Raw genomic sequence first — 13,865 nt, 5'->3', positions numbered from 1 at the left:
CCCTACGTAGCTTCACCTTCGCCCGAACAGCTTCTCGATATCCGACAGCTTCAGTTCGACATAGGTCGGGCGGCCGTGATTGCACTGGCCGGAATTCGGTGTGTCTTCCATCTCGCGCAAGAGCGCGTTCATCTCTTCCGGCTTGAGGCGGCGGCCGGCGCGGACCGAGCCGTGGCAGGCCATGGTGGCGGCGACATGCATCAGCCGGCGCTCCAGCGGCAGCGCCTCATCCCATTCCGCCATGTGTTCGGCGAGGTCGCGCAACAGGCCTGCCGCATTGGCCTTGCCGAGCAGCGACGGGGTTTCGCGCACCGCGACCGCGCCGGGGCCGAAGCTATCGATCGCGAGTCCGAACGTCGCCAGTTCCTCGGCGCGATCGAGCAGTTTTTCGACGGTGGCTTCGTCGAATTCGACGATCTCGGGGATCAGCAGGATCTGCCGCTGCACGCCATTCTTCGCCAGTGACGCCTTCAGTCTTTCATAGACGATGCGCTCATGCGCGGCGTGCTGATCCACGACAATGAGCCCGTCGCGGGTCTGCGACACGATATAGGTTTCGTGGATCTGGGTACGTGCCGCGCCGAGCGGGCGGTCGAGCAGGTCGGCGGAAGGTTGCACTTCGAAGCGCACGTCGGCGGTTGGCGTGCCGACATCGAAGGCGGCCTGTCCCGGCTCGGCGAAGGCCTGCGCCGCTGCACCGTCGAACGACGGCATCGGTCGTGCCGGGTAGGCCGGCGAGGCGCGCCAGTCCCAGTTGCCCGGACGTGGCGTGAACGACGGCGCAAACGACGGACGAAACGCCGACAGCGCCGAGCCGTCGGTGTTGGCGGCGGTGCGCTTGCCCTCGCGGGCGAGGCCGTCCTTCAGCGCATGGACAATCAGCGCGCGGACGAGGCCGGCGTTGCGGAACCGGACTTCGGTCTTGGCCGGATGCACATTGGCATCGACCTCCTGCGGATCTGTCGTGACGAACAGCGCCACGACGGGATGCCGGTCGCGCGGGAGGTAATCGGCATAGGCGCCTCGCACCGCGCCGAGGATGAGCTTGTCGCGCACCGGACGGCCGTTGACGAACAGATATTGCCCGAGCGCATTGGCGCGGGTCAGCGAGGGTGCTGCGGCAAAACCTTCGACCGTCACGCCCTCGCGCTCGGCGCGCACTTCGATGGCGCTGCCGCGAAAGTCCGCGCCAAGAATATCGCCGAGTCGCGTCAACCGCCCGGCCGCGCCCGGCAGCGCCGCAGCCCAGGTCACCGGTGCACGTTCCTCGCCGGCCAACGTGAAGGCAATGTCGGGCCGCGCCATCGCAAGGCGGCGCACGACTTCGCGGATCGCCTCGGCCTCGGTACGGTCGGTCTTGAGGAATTTCAGCCGTGCCGGTGTCGCGTAGAAGAGATCGCTGACCTCGACGCGGGTGCCTTGAGACAGCGCGGCCGGCATGATCGCCGATTTCTCGCCGCCTTCGACCGCCAGCGACCACGCATGCGGCTCGCTGGCATGGCGCGTGGTGATGCCGAGCTTGGCGACCGCGCCGATCGAGGGGAGCGCCTCGCCGCGGAACCCGAGCGTGCGGATTTGCAGCAGGTCCTCGTCGTCGAGCTTGGAGGTGGCGTGGCGATCGACGGCGAGCGCGAGGTCGCCATGGGTCATGCCGCCGCCGTCGTCGGTGATGCCGATCCGTCGCCGGCCGCCACCGTCGGTGAAGATATCGACCCGGCTGGCGCCGGCGTCGATGGCGTTTTCCACGAGTTCCTTGACCACGCTCGCGGGACGTTCGACCACCTCGCCGGCGGCGATGCGGTTGACGACCTGTTCGGGGAGCTGGCGGACGGGCATGGGCTGTTGGTAGCCGATTTGGGGCCGAGGCGGGACTCAAACCGGCCGGTTTTCCCTGTGAATCCGGGGCCAAATATAGTTGGCGACGGGCGAACCGAAAGCCCGGCCGGACGGCTCTATGACACGAGAGCGCATGAGTTCTCTCGTGAAACCAGAGGAGCTATCATGTTTTATCGCAAGAATTTGCCGGGCTGGGAGCGGGCTGCGCGGGTTATCGGGGGCACGGCCATGGTCGCATGTGGGTTGCTGGGTTTTCAGGGCCTGCCGATCGGCTATTTGATTGGCGCTGCCGGAGGGGTGACCCTGATGACCGGATTCTTCGGATTCTGCCCGATGTGCGCCATGGCGGGCCGGAGGCTGCCCTTGTCATGACCTCGCTGGCGCGAACCGGGCGCGCTGACCCGAGCCTGATCGAAGCCGCGCGCTGCGGTGACGAGAACGCGCTGGTCTTGCTGATCTCGGCAGCGCCGCCGGATATCCGCCGCTATGCCGCGCGCAACTGCCGCGCGGCCGACATCGACGACGCGGTTCAGGAAACGCTGTTGCTGCTGTACCGGCGCGTCGGAACTTTGCGGGCAGTGACGTCGTTTTCGGCGTGGCTGCTCGCGGTGGCGCGGCGCGCCTGCCTTCGCCTGCTGCGCGGCTCGATGGGGATGGCCGCCACGCCGGCCGACGTTGCCGAAGCGCGCCTGGTGCATCTGCCGGCGGAAGACATCCGCATCGATCTGTCCCGCGCGATCCAGTCGCTGCCGGATCATTATCGCGAGGTGCTGCGCGATATCGAGGAACTGTCGATCGACGAGATCGGCGCGGTGCTCGCCCTGACGCGCGAGAGCGTCAAGGCGCGCATTCACCGCGCGCGGCTCATGATCCGGGAATATCTGGTCAAGGATTGAGATGACGGCGGCGGAGACCTCAATCGTCGTAGCCGCGCGTGCCGCGCCCTGCCTTGACGTCGCTGCGGCGCTTCTTGCCTTCCAGCCGGCGCTGCTTCGATCCGAAGGTCGGCTTGGTCGCCCGCCGCGGGATCGGTCGCACCATGGCCTCGCGCAGCAGTTCGAGCAGGCGGTCGATGGCGTCGGCCCGGTTGCGTTCCTGGGTGCGGAAACGCTGGGCGTGGATCACGATGACGCCGTCCTTGGTCATGCGCTGGCCGGCCAGACGATTGAGCCGCAGCGCAGCGTCCTCCGGCAGCGTGACCTTGCGCGTGTCGAAGCGCAACTGGGCCGCGGTGGAGAGCTTGTTGACGTTCTGACCGCCCGGACCGGAGGCGCGGACGAAATCGATCACGATGTCGTTCTCGTCGATCGTGAGGTCGCGGGAGATCCGCAGCATGACATTCACCGGGAAATGAGAATCGGCGAGCGCACAATAGCGGTTTTGCGTTGAAGTTTCTTTGCCGCGCTTTTTCCATTCTCTCCCCCGCAAGGGGGGAGAGAATGGAGTGTGTTTCGCCGGAGGGAGTGCGGTCGATCTCGGATGAAATTAATTCGCCTTCGGCGGCGCCGCGGCGGGCTGGGCGGCGGCCTGCGGGGCGCGGCCGACGATGACGGTCAGGAGGCCCTGACCCCACAAGAACCTGGCGGCCTTCCTGGCGTCGTCGAGCGTCACGGCGTCGACAATGGCATTGCGCTTCTCGATATAATCGATCGGCAGCTTGTCGAGCTGGTACTGCAGCATCCCCTGCGCCAGCTTCGAGGAGGTATCGAGCGCCAGCATCTGCGAGCCCTTCAGATACGACTTGGCTTCGTCCAGCTCTTTCTGGGTCGGGCCGTCCTCGGCGATGCGGCGGATTTCCTTCTCGATCGCATCGACGGTCTCGCCGGCGCGATCGGCACGGGTGCCGGTGTTGCCGACGAAAACCGCGGAATGATCCATCCAGAGCAGCGACTCGTAGACCGAATAGGCCAGGCCGCGCTTTTCGCGGACTTCCTTGTAGAGCCGCGACGACAGGCCGCCGCCGCCGAGAATGTGGTTGACGACGTAAGCCGCCATGAAATTCGGATCGTGGCGGCCGATGCCGGGGCCGCCGAAGGTCACCACGGTCTGCGGCACGTCGAGCGGGATGAAGGCGCGCTGCGGCGGCCTGGCGGCCTGCACGTCGGCGATTGGCGTCAGGTTGGACTTGGCCGGCAATCCGCCGAACGTCTTGTCCAGCAGCTTGCCGAGCGTGTCGGCGTCAACGTCGCCGACCACGGCGATCCGCAGCGTATCCTTTGCGATCACGCGGCCGACATAGTCCTTCAGGTCGGCGACATCGATTTTCGGCACGCTGTCGAGCGTGCCGCTGGCCTGCCGGCTATAGGGATGGTCGCCGAAGGTGATTTCGAGGAACTTGCGGCTCGCCAGCGCGGAGGGATTGGTCGTGTCGCGCCGCAACCCCGAGATCACCTGCGCGCGAATCCGCTCGACGTCGGTGCTGTCGAAATGCGGCGAGGTCAGCGACAGCCGCAACAGGTCGTAGGCCTCGTCCTTGTTGTCCTTGAGCATGCGCAACGAGCCGCGGAAATAATCCCGCGTCGACGAGAAGCTCAATTCGATGGCGCGGCGGTCGAGGCGCTCGTGAAAGGTCGTGGAATCGAGATCGCCGGAGCCCTCATCGAGCAGGCTGGCAACCATGTTGCCGACGCCGGACTTGCCGGCCGGATCCTGGGTGGCACCGCCGCCGAAGGCATATTCCATCGCGATCAGGGGCACGGTCGCGTCCTGCACGAACCAGGCCTCGATGCCGCCGGGCGAGACCAGCCGCTGGATTTTTGCGGCGGCATGCGACGGGGTCGCTGTGAGAGAGATCAGCGCAACGCAGGCGGCAAGAATGGAAGCGAAGCGCTGCGCGCCAATCTGAAAACGGATCACGAGCGTTTCTCCTCGCGCTTCGGCGCGGTGGTATCCTTGATCAGGTAGCCGGTCACCGAACGCTTCTTGTCGAGCCATTTCTGCGCGGCGTCGCGGACCTGCGCGGCGGTGACCGCGCGAATCCGGTCGGGCCAGCTTCTGATATCGTCGATCGAAAGTCCGGTGGTGAGCGCGCCGCCATACCAGCGCGCCAGCGTCGCCTGGTTGTCCTGGGCGTAGATCGCCTCCGCGATCAGTTGCGTCTTGACCCGCTCGAGGTCTTCCGCACGGGCGGGGTTCTGGATCACATCCGCGATCACGCGGTCGATCACCTGTTCGATCTGCGCGAACTCGACGCCGGATTTCGGCGAGACCGAGATCGAGAACTGCGACGGATCGAGCGAGGTGCCCTGATAGCCGGCGCCGGCACTGATCGCGAGCGGACTGTCGATCACCAGCGCGCGATAGAGGTAGGAGTTGGAGCCGCCGCCCATCAATTGCGCCAGCACGTCCAGCGCCGGGCCTTCGCCGGCGGCAGCGGTCGCGGACGAGGGGACGAGGTAATAGCGCCGCAGGCCGGTCTGTTCGACGCGCGGATCGGACAGCGTCACGGTGCGCGGCGCCGCCGGCACCGGCTCCTGCGGGCGGACGCGTTGCGCCGGGATGGCCGGCTGGGCGGGAATGGCGCCATAGGCATTTTCCACCATCGGGCGGATATCCTTGGCGTCGACGTCGCCCGCGATCACCAGGATCGCATTGTTCGGCGCGTAGAAGCGCTTGTAGAACGCCAGCGCATCCTCGCGGTCGAGCTTCTCGATCTCCTGATGCCAGCCGATCACCGGACGGCCATAGGGATGGTTGAGATACAGCGCCGCCATGATCTGCTCGGTCAGCCGCGCATCCGGATTGTTGGCGACCCGCATGTTGAATTCCTCCAGCACGACATCGCGCTCCGGCAGCACGTTCTCGTCCTTGAGAACGAGGCCGGTCATGCGGTCGGCCTCGAATTCCATCATGCTCGCGAGTTGCTCGCGCGGCACGCGCTGGAAATAGCCGGTGTAGTCGACCGAGGTGAAGGCGTTCTCGTTGCCGCCGATCCGCAGCACGGTCTGGGAAAACTCACCGACCGGATGCTTGCTGGTGCCCTTGAACATCAGGTGTTCGAGGAAATGCGCCAGCCCCGATTTGCCCGGCGTCTCGTCGGCGGAGCCGACCTTGTACCAGATCATCTGCGTCACGACCGGGGTGCGGTGATCGGGGATCACCACCACCTGCAGGCCGTTGCCAAGGGTAAAGCTGGCAGGCCGCTCCGACGTCACCGTGGTCTGGGCGAAGGCGGGGCCGTCGGAAAAGGCGAATGTGGAGACGAGGGCTGCGGCAACGAGCGAAACGGCAAAGCGGTGCGATGTCATCAGGACCTGTCTGGCGCGTATTCCGCAAAAGCGGTTACCGGTTTTGCGACGGGAATTCGCGCAATTGTTGGGGGCGAACCCGAACCAATCGTTCGGGATGAAGCCGCGATATCGTACACCGCGCCGGTGCTGCGGAATCGTCACGAAGGCGAGAGATCGGCTTAACTATTCGCCATACTTGCCGGCGGCCGGATTGTATTCCTTATTGAGCGATTCCTTCGGTCCGGTGCCGTAGGCAAAATTCGATGACGGCGTCTGGTAACCGGGCGGCGGCATGGTCAGGGTATCCCGCGTCGGCTCGCCCTTGAACGGAGCCGTCTCGGTCTTGCTGCCGCCGAACAGGCCGCTGAAGCCGCCGCTATAGCCGAGCTGCGAGGGGCTCAGGATCGGATTGTTGTTGTTCGTGCCGGGCTGAACTGGATCGTTGTTGGTGCGCGAGGGCGCCGCGGTCTTGCCGACCGCGAGTTCGGCCGGCGTCAGGATGCGGGCCTGCAGCGCCGGATCCTTGTTTTCCTTCTTGCGGGCCGCGGCGGCGGCCTTGCGGCGCTGCTCGTCGGGATCCTTTGGCCAGTTCGGCGCCTTCACTTCGGCCGAAGTGCCGGCCGGCGGCGGCAGGTCGATCTTGGGCGGAACCACCAGCGGGGAACGCTCGCGGTAATCGATGCCTTTGTTTTCCATGTTGGTGCCGCCGATGCCGGCCATGATGCCTTCGATGATCTTTTCCTCGAAGGTCTTGTCGTCGTCATCGTCGTCACCGGCGCGGACCGGGCCGGCGGCCATCACGAGGCCGATGCCCAGCGCCATGGCGGCGAGCCGCAGCGCCCGCGTCAACGGGGGGGTCTGCAACATCCGGAAGCTGGCTTCGGTTTGGCGCATCGCGCTGTTCCCATTCAAGTTCCGCAAACGGCGGGGCCGGCTTTAGGGCGTAATCCCGCGCATGCAGGTAACATACCGCTGGGGGTCCGTATCGGCCGGGATCAGGGCGCTTTTGCGGCGGGGACTCCCAGGAAGGAGTCATACAATAGGGCCGCTACCCCGGCAACAATGGCCACATCCGCAAGGTTAAACACGTACCAGCTGTACCTGATTCCACTGATTTCGAGATGGAAATGGGCGAAATCGACCACCGCGCCATGCAGGAAGCGGTCGATGCCGTTGCCGACAGCGCCGCCAATGATCAGGCCGAGCGCCACGGTCGCCAGCAAGGTGCGGGACCGCGCCATCCAGACCGCCAGCACGACCACGGCCACCACCTTGACGGCCATCAGGCCCACCTGCGCCATCGGGCTGTCGGACTGCAGCCAGCCGAAGCTGATTCCGACATTCCAGGCCAGCTCCAGGTCGAAAAACGGCGCGACCTTGACCGCGCCGCGATGGGCGATGTCGAGCACGTTGAGCAGCCAGAGTTTTGAAGCCTGGTCTGCGACCAGGGCGGCAATCGCGGCGATGACGCCGGCGCGGAGGTGAGGGGTCACACACTCACTCCCAGCGCCTTCCACTCCCGCAACGCCTGCGCGTCGCGCGGCGAGACATCAGGGTATTCGGCATCCTCGCCGACGGTCGGCAGGATCTTCCACGACCGCGCGCATTTGGTACCGACTGCCTTTTCGACCACCACCGCGACACCCTGCACGTCGCCGAGCGTAAAGGCATTGGCCGGTGCTGCGTCATTGGTCACCATCGCGTTCGAGGTGATGCAGACTTCGGCGAGATCGACGTCGAACAGCGTGCTGAAGATATTCTTGTCCGAGACGTAGACCAGCGGCGAGGCCTCCAGCGAGGAGCCGATGTTCTTGGCGGCGCGTTCGAGTTCGAGCGCGCCGGTCACCACACGCCTAACGTCGCGGATGGTTTCCCACTTGGCCGCCAGCGCGTCATCGCGGAATTTATCGAACCCTTCCGGGAACAGCGTCAGGTGCACCGACGGTTCGGCATTCGGTCGGTACATCCGCCAGGCCTCGTCGCAGGTGAAGCTCAAGACCGGCGCCAGCCAGCGCAGGATCGCGTCGCAGATGATGTCGATCGTGGTCAGTGCGGCCTTGCGCGCCAACGAGGACGGCGCGTCGCAATACAGCGCGTCCTTGCGGATGTCGAAATAGAACGCCGACAATTCGGTGTTCATGAACGCCGACAGGCTGGCCACCACGGTCTTGTAGTCGAACTCGGCATAGGCCTGCCGCACGATGGCGGCGCGGCCGGCAAGCTCGTGCAGCATCAGCCGCTCGAGTTCGGGCATCTCGGCAAAGGCGACGGCATCGCTCTTCTTGAAGTGATGCAGTGTGCCGAGCATCCAGCGGATCGAGTTGCGCAATTTGCGATAGGTCTCGATGGTGTTCTTGAGGATTTCCGGCCCGATGCGCTGGTCGTCGGCATAGTCGGTGGCGCAGACCCACAGCCGCAGAATATCCGCGCCGGAATCTTTCATGATCTTTTGCGGCTCGACGGTGTTGCCGACCGACTTCGACATCTTGCGGCCGTTCTCGTCGAGCGTGAAGCCGTGGGTGAGCACGATGTCGAACGGGGCGCGGCCGCGGGTGCCGCAGCTTTCCAGCAGCGACGACTGGAACCAGCCGCGATGCTGGTCGCTGCCTTCCAGATACATCACGGTATCCCGGCCGCCATCGACCTTGCGCTTGACGCCGGCGAGCCCCGGGAAGTGCACGGGGTCTTCCAGCACGAACGCATGCGTCGAGCCGGAATCGAACCAGACGTCGCAGATGTCGTCGACCTTCTTCCATTCCTCGTTGCCGAGCGGCCCAAGGAAGCGTTCGCGGGCACCTTCCATGTACCAGGCGTCGGCGCCTTCCTTTTCGAAGGCCTCCGTGATGCGCTTGTTGACGGCTTCGTCCTGCAGGATTTCGGCCGAGCCGTCGCCCTTCTCGCGCACGAACACCGCGATCGGCACGCCCCAGGCGCGCTGGCGCGAGATCACCCAGTCGGGCTTGCTGTTGATCATGCCGTTGATGCGGTTTTCGCCGGACTGCGGCACCCATTGCGTTACGGAGATCGCTTTCAGAGCCCGGTTCCGCAGAGTGTCGTCGCCGGTCAGTGTCAAGGTATTCGGACCGCCGCCCCAAACCACCTTGTTTGGAGTAATCGCTTTGTCCATCGCGATGAACCATTGCGGCGTGTTGCGGAAGATCACCGGTTTCTTCGAGCGCCAGGAATGCGGGTATTGGTGCTTGAGCCGGCCGCGCGCCAACAGCTTGCCGGCGTCGATCAGTGCCGTGATCACGGCCTCGTTGGCGTCGCCCTTTTCGCCTTTGTCGTTGATCACGCGCTTGCCGGTAAAGCCCGGCGCATGGTCGGTGAAGGCGCCGTTCTCGTCGACGGTGTAGGGGATCGTGGTGTTGATGCCGCGCGCTTCCAGCTCGCGCGCGTTCGCCATCCAGACATCGAAGTCCTCGCGGCCGTGACCGGGCGCGGTGTGCACGAAGCCGGTGCCGGTATCGTCGGTGACGTGGTCTCCGGGCAGCAATGGCACGGTGAATTCGTAGCCGCCGCCGACGCCCTTCAGCGGATGGGCGCATTCCACCGCGTCCAGCGTGTCGGCCGGCAGGTCGCGCACCTTCTTGTAGGCAGTGACGCGCGCCTGCTTGAATACGCCTTCGGCGAGCGCATCGGCGAGGATCAGCAGGTCGCCATTTTTCGCCCAATTGTCTGATGGTGCGTCGGTGACCTCAAAGAGGCCATAGCCGATCTTCGGCGAGAACGAGATCGCCCGGTTGCCGGGCAGCGTCCACGGCGTCGTGGTCCAGATCACGACGGAAGCGTTGGCGAGTGCGCCATGCGCCGGCGAGGTGACCGGAAACTTCACCCACACCGTATCGGAGGTGTAGTCCTCATATTCGACCTCGGCTTCGGCCAGCGCGGTCTTCTCCACCACGCTCCACATGACAGGCTTGGAGCCGCGATAGAGCGTGCCGTTGGCGGCGAACTTCATCAGCTCGCGCGCGATCTGGGCTTCGGCGGGATAGCTCATGGTGGCGTAGGGATGATCCCAGTCGCCGATGATGCCGAGCCGCTTGAATTCCTCGCGCTGTACGTTGAGCCAGTGCGTCGCGTAGGCGCGGCATTCCTTGCGGAACGCCACCATCGCCGCCGAGTCGCGGAAGTCAGGCTTCTGCTTGCCCTTGGAGCGGTAGTTCTCTTCCTCGATCTTCCATTCGATCGGCAGGCCGTGACAGTCCCAGCCCGGCACGTAGTTGGAATCGAAGCCGAGCATCTGCTGGCTCTTGGTCACCACGTCCTTGAGGATCTTGTTCAGGGAGTGGCCGATATGGATGTTGCCGTTGGCGTAGGGTGGGCCGTCATGCAGCACGAATTTGGCCCGGCCCTTGGCGCCCTCGCGCAGCTTGCCGTAGAGGTCGATCTCGTTCCAGTGCTTGAGGATTTCAGGCTCGAGCTTCGGCAGGCCGGCGCGCATCGGGAAATCCGTCTGCGGCAGGAACAAGGTTTTGGAATAGTCGGCGACGTCGGACTTTTGCGGTTTTTCGGACATGAATGCTCTGATTTGGCTCGTAAACGGCGCTGAAACGCGGATGAAGCAGGGACATCCCGGTCTTGCGCCGAGCCGAAGCTCAGGCGGAAGCCGGGCCGCTAATGCGTATGGTGCGCCGCGCGAACATGGGGCCATTCCATAGCAGCCGGCCGGGGAAATCGCAAAGGCCGCCGGCCGCGTAGGGGTCGGCCTATCGCGGGTGGGGCCGGGCCGGATTGCCGGTAACGGTCTGGCCCGCGCCGACGTCCCTGGTGACCACGCTGCCTGCCCCGATCACCGCCCCGTCGCCGATGGTCACGCCGGGCAGGATAATGGCGCCGCCGCCGATCCAGACGTCGCTGCCGATCCGGACCGGGCGGCCGAATTCGACGCCGGAGCGCCGCGTTTCCGCGTCGCGCGGATGGTCGGCGGCATAGATCTGCACCGCGGGTCCGATCTGGGTGCGGTCGCCGATTGTCACCTCGACGACGTCGAGGATGACGCAGTTGAAGTTCAGGAACACGTTGTCGCCGAGACGGATGTTATAGCCGTAGTCGCAGAAGAACGGCGGTCGGATCACGGCCTCGTTGCCGACTTGAGCGAGACGTTCGCGCAAAAGCGCGTGGCGCTGCGATACCGGCAGCGCCAGCGCCGCATTGTAGCGGACCAGCCAGGCTTTGGTCGCCGCCTGATCGGCACCGAGTTCGGCGTCTGGACGGTACAGCTCGCCCGCCAGCATCTTCTGCTTTTCGGTCTTGCTCAGCCGATTTCTCCGAGCTTTGGAAACGCATCGGGCGCGGCAGCCAGGACCGCGCGGGCCCGGGCGCTGTCCTCGTTCATTTGCCGGATCAGGGTGTCGATGCTGTCGAATTTCAACTCGTCGCGGATGAAGCCGATAAAGGCGACGTCGAGTTTGCAGCCATAGAGGTCGCCCTTGAAGTCGAACAGGAACACTTCCAACAGCGGCGCGCCGTTGTCGAAGGTCGGGCGGCGGCCGTAGCTCGCCACGGCGTCGAAGCGCTCGGCTCCGCGGCCGACCCGGACCGCATAGATGCCGTGCTTGAGCCCGCAGGTCTTGTCGAGACGGATGTTGGCGGTGGGATAGCCGAGGTCGCGGCCGCGTTTCTCGCCGTGGATCACCTCGCCGGTCACGAACCACGGCCCGCCCAGCATCTCGGTGGCGTCGTCGATCTGGCCTTCCGCCAGCGCCATGCGGATCGCGCTGGAGGAAACCGGCCGCTCCGCAATATCGACATGGGCCTGGACATCGACCTCGATCCCGAGCCGCGGCGCCTCGCTGACCAGCAGGCTGGGTGAGCCGACGCGCCCCTTGCCGAAATGGAAGTCGTAGCCGACCGCAATTCCCGAGATGCCGAGCCGCTGGATCAGATCATGGTGAATGAAATCTTGCGCTGATGTCCCGGCGCGGCCCTTGTCGAACGTCATCACCACGGCACCGTCGAGCCCAGTCCCGGCCAGCAGCCGCAACTTGCTGGCCTCGTCGGAGAGACGGAATTGCGGGCTGTTCGGGCTGAAGAAACTGCGCGGGTGCGGTTCGAAAGTGACGGCAAAAGCCGGTTTTCCATGGGCGCGGCCCATCTGCAGGGCGGCTGCGATGACTGCGCGGTGGCCCAGATGGACGCCATCGAAATTGCCCATGGCGACGACGGCCCCCCGCGGGATCGCGGCGTCAGGGGTGGTGTCTCGGATAACGGTAAAACCAGTGGTCATTGCAGGGATTCTTGGCAGGTTTCTTGGCTGGGATTCGCTGGGAATTGGGTCTTTCGCGGCCGGACCGTGACGCGGCGGCCGGTTCGAAGTCAAGCGGGCAGGATTGGCTCAAAACGACAGCAATCCGGCGGTTTCGCTTTAACGGGCTGTTTAACGCCTGCTGCTACTGGTCAGGGAAGGACTGCGGGTCGCGCAGGCCTGCCGATCGTTTGTGACGTGAGCGTTGAGTGGGGGAAAAGATGGCGGTTGATTTGTCGATGTCGGTTCTGGTCGTTGATGACTACAACACCATGATCCGTATCATCCGAAATCTTTTGAAGCAGCTCGGCTTTGAGAATATCGATGATGCCAGCGACGGTTCAGCAGCGCTGGACAAGATGCGCGGCAAGAAATACGGGCTCGTGATTTCCGACTGGAACATGGAGCCGATGACCGGTTACGACCTGCTCAAGGAAGTCCGCGCCGATCCCAATCTGGCCACCACGCCGTTCATCATGATCACGGCCGAGTCCAAGACCGAGAACGTGATCGCGGCCAAGAAGGCCGGCGTCAACAATTACATCGTCAAGCCGTTCAACGCAGCGACGCTGAAGACCAAGATCGAAGCGGTCTTCCCGGATATGGCAACGGCGTAAGTCATCCGAATTTCAGCTTATCGATGCCCGGCCAAAAGCGCGAAGCGCGTCTTCGCACTAGATGCGCCGGGCATTTTCGTTACCAGCGCAGCTCCCGCATCAGCGCGCGGGGCGGATGGCCGAACAGCTCTCTCACTGAAGCCGGGTCGAGCTGGTCGATGCCCTCGAATTCCTCGGAATGAATGCCGCGGGTCACGAACAGGCAATCGATCCCGAAGCCGAGCGCGCCGGTGAGATCGGTGCGCACGGAATCCCCGATCGCCAGCACGCGGTCGAGCGGCGCCGGATGGCCGCGGCGTTCGGCGGCAAGCTGCATCGCACGCTCATAGATCGGCCGGTGCGGCTTGCCGTAGAAGATCACCTCGCCGCCGAGTTCGCGGTAGAGTTCGGCGATCGCGCCGGCGCAATAGATCAGGCGGTCGCCGCGTTCGACCACGATGTCGGGATTGGCGCAGACGAACGGCAGCTTGCGTTCGAGCGCCTGCAGCAGCATCGCACGATAGTCTTCCGGCGTTTCGGTTTCGTCGTCGAACGGTCCGGTGCAGACGATGTAGTCGGCCTGCTCCAGCGGCCCGATGACGGGATCGAGCCCGCGATAGATCGAATTGTCGCGCTCCGGACCGAGCCAGAACATCTTCTTGCCCGGGTGGTCGGCGACGAAATGCCGGGCCAAGTCACCGGAAGAGACGATCGCGTCATAGGTTTCGTCGGCGACGCCGAGCTTGCGCAACTGCCGCTGCACGGAATCGGCCGGCCGCGGCGCGTTGGTGATGAGGATGACGGTGCCGCCGCGCTGGCGATAGGTATGCAGCGCCTCGCAGGCCTCCGGAAAGGCCTCCAGCCCGTTATGCACCACGCCCCAGATATCTGACAGGACGACCTCGACGCCATCCACGAGGTCGCGCAGCCGTTCGACGAACCGCAATGTGGTCATGA

13 protein-coding genes are annotated in these 13,865 nt (G+C 64.8%); 3 read left to right on the top strand and 10 right to left on the bottom strand.

Annotated elements, in window-relative coordinates; translation table 11 throughout:
• Window positions 1-12 precede the first annotated feature (12 nt).
• The gene (gene mutL, locus BLR13_RS12330; RefSeq protein WP_074823832.1) at window positions 13-1,836 is read right to left on the bottom strand and encodes a DNA mismatch repair endonuclease MutL; all 1,824 of its coding nucleotides are present in this window, start codon (window positions 1,834-1,836) and stop codon (window positions 13-15) included.
• 165 nt (window positions 1,837-2,001) lie between these two features.
• Between mutL and BLR13_RS12325 the strand changes: the two genes are divergently transcribed.
• Both BLR13_RS12325 and BLR13_RS12320 read left to right on the top strand, forming a co-directional pair.
• Window positions 2,002-2,208 (top strand): YgaP family membrane protein, encoded by a 207-nt coding sequence (locus BLR13_RS12325; RefSeq protein WP_074823834.1) that lies wholly within the window; start codon window positions 2,002-2,004, stop codon window positions 2,206-2,208.
• Complete coding sequence (locus tag BLR13_RS12320; protein ID WP_074823837.1) at window positions 2,205-2,732, top strand: RNA polymerase sigma factor; 528 nt, start codon at window positions 2,205-2,207, stop codon at window positions 2,730-2,732. Before BLR13_RS12325 ends, BLR13_RS12320 begins: the two co-directional genes overlap by 4 nt.
• A gap of 19 nt (window positions 2,733-2,751) precedes the next feature.
• On the opposite strand, the gene arfB is transcribed toward BLR13_RS12320, so the two are convergent.
• From arfB to BLR13_RS12280, 8 genes are all read right to left on the bottom strand, one after another.
• Window positions 2,752-3,171 (bottom strand): alternative ribosome rescue aminoacyl-tRNA hydrolase ArfB, encoded by a 420-nt coding sequence (gene arfB / locus BLR13_RS12315; protein WP_074831603.1) that lies wholly within the window; start codon window positions 3,169-3,171, stop codon window positions 2,752-2,754.
• Between the two features lie 150 nt (window positions 3,172-3,321).
• Window positions 3,322-4,692, bottom strand: coding sequence for a M16 family metallopeptidase (locus BLR13_RS12310; RefSeq protein ID WP_433994267.1), 1,371 nt, complete (start codon window positions 4,690-4,692; stop codon window positions 3,322-3,324).
• On the bottom strand, window positions 4,689-6,083 hold the full coding sequence (locus tag BLR13_RS12305; RefSeq protein ID WP_074823839.1) for a M16 family metallopeptidase: 1,395 nt from the start codon (window positions 6,081-6,083) through the stop codon (window positions 4,689-4,691). Before BLR13_RS12305 ends, BLR13_RS12310 begins: the two co-directional genes overlap by 4 nt.
• Before the next feature lie 165 nt (window positions 6,084-6,248).
• Window positions 6,249-6,959, bottom strand: a complete 711-nt coding sequence (locus BLR13_RS12300; RefSeq protein WP_074823841.1) for a hypothetical protein — start codon at window positions 6,957-6,959, stop codon at window positions 6,249-6,251.
• A 101-nt stretch (window positions 6,960-7,060) separates the two neighbouring features.
• A complete protein-coding gene (gene lspA, locus BLR13_RS12295) occupies window positions 7,061-7,558 on the bottom strand; it encodes a signal peptidase II (RefSeq protein ID WP_074823844.1) in 498 nt (165 codons plus the stop codon).
• Window positions 7,555-10,584, bottom strand: a complete 3,030-nt coding sequence (ileS, locus tag BLR13_RS12290) for an isoleucine--tRNA ligase (protein ID WP_074823847.1) — start codon at window positions 10,582-10,584, stop codon at window positions 7,555-7,557. Before ileS ends, lspA begins: the two co-directional genes overlap by 4 nt.
• Window positions 10,585-10,774: 190 nt before the next feature.
• Entirely contained in the window at window positions 10,775-11,326 is a 552-nt protein-coding gene (locus tag BLR13_RS12285) for a sugar O-acetyltransferase (protein WP_074831606.1), read from the bottom strand.
• Window positions 11,323-12,294, bottom strand: coding sequence for a bifunctional riboflavin kinase/FAD synthetase (locus BLR13_RS12280; protein ID WP_074823849.1), 972 nt, complete (start codon window positions 12,292-12,294; stop codon window positions 11,323-11,325). Before BLR13_RS12280 ends, BLR13_RS12285 begins: the two co-directional genes overlap by 4 nt.
• Before the next feature lie 239 nt (window positions 12,295-12,533).
• Here BLR13_RS12280 and BLR13_RS12275 point away from each other — a divergent pair, with 239 nt between their 5' ends.
• The gene (locus BLR13_RS12275; protein WP_027536997.1) at window positions 12,534-12,929 is read left to right on the top strand and encodes a response regulator; all 396 of its coding nucleotides are present in this window, start codon (window positions 12,534-12,536) and stop codon (window positions 12,927-12,929) included.
• Between the two features lie 79 nt (window positions 12,930-13,008).
• On the opposite strand, the gene BLR13_RS12270 is transcribed toward BLR13_RS12275, so the two are convergent.
• Window positions 13,009-13,863: a TIGR01459 family HAD-type hydrolase gene (locus tag BLR13_RS12270; RefSeq protein WP_074823851.1), complete on the bottom strand. Its 855-nt coding sequence runs from the start codon at window positions 13,861-13,863 to the stop codon at window positions 13,009-13,011.
• Window positions 13,864-13,865 lie beyond the last annotated feature (2 nt).

It is taken from the genome of Bradyrhizobium ottawaense, assembly GCF_900099825.1.
GTDB classification, from domain to species: Bacteria; Pseudomonadota; Alphaproteobacteria; order Rhizobiales; family Xanthobacteraceae; genus Bradyrhizobium; species Bradyrhizobium ottawaense_A.
The sequence above is the reverse complement of the archived record's forward strand: the minus strand, read 5'-3'. Positions and strand labels throughout refer to the sequence as shown.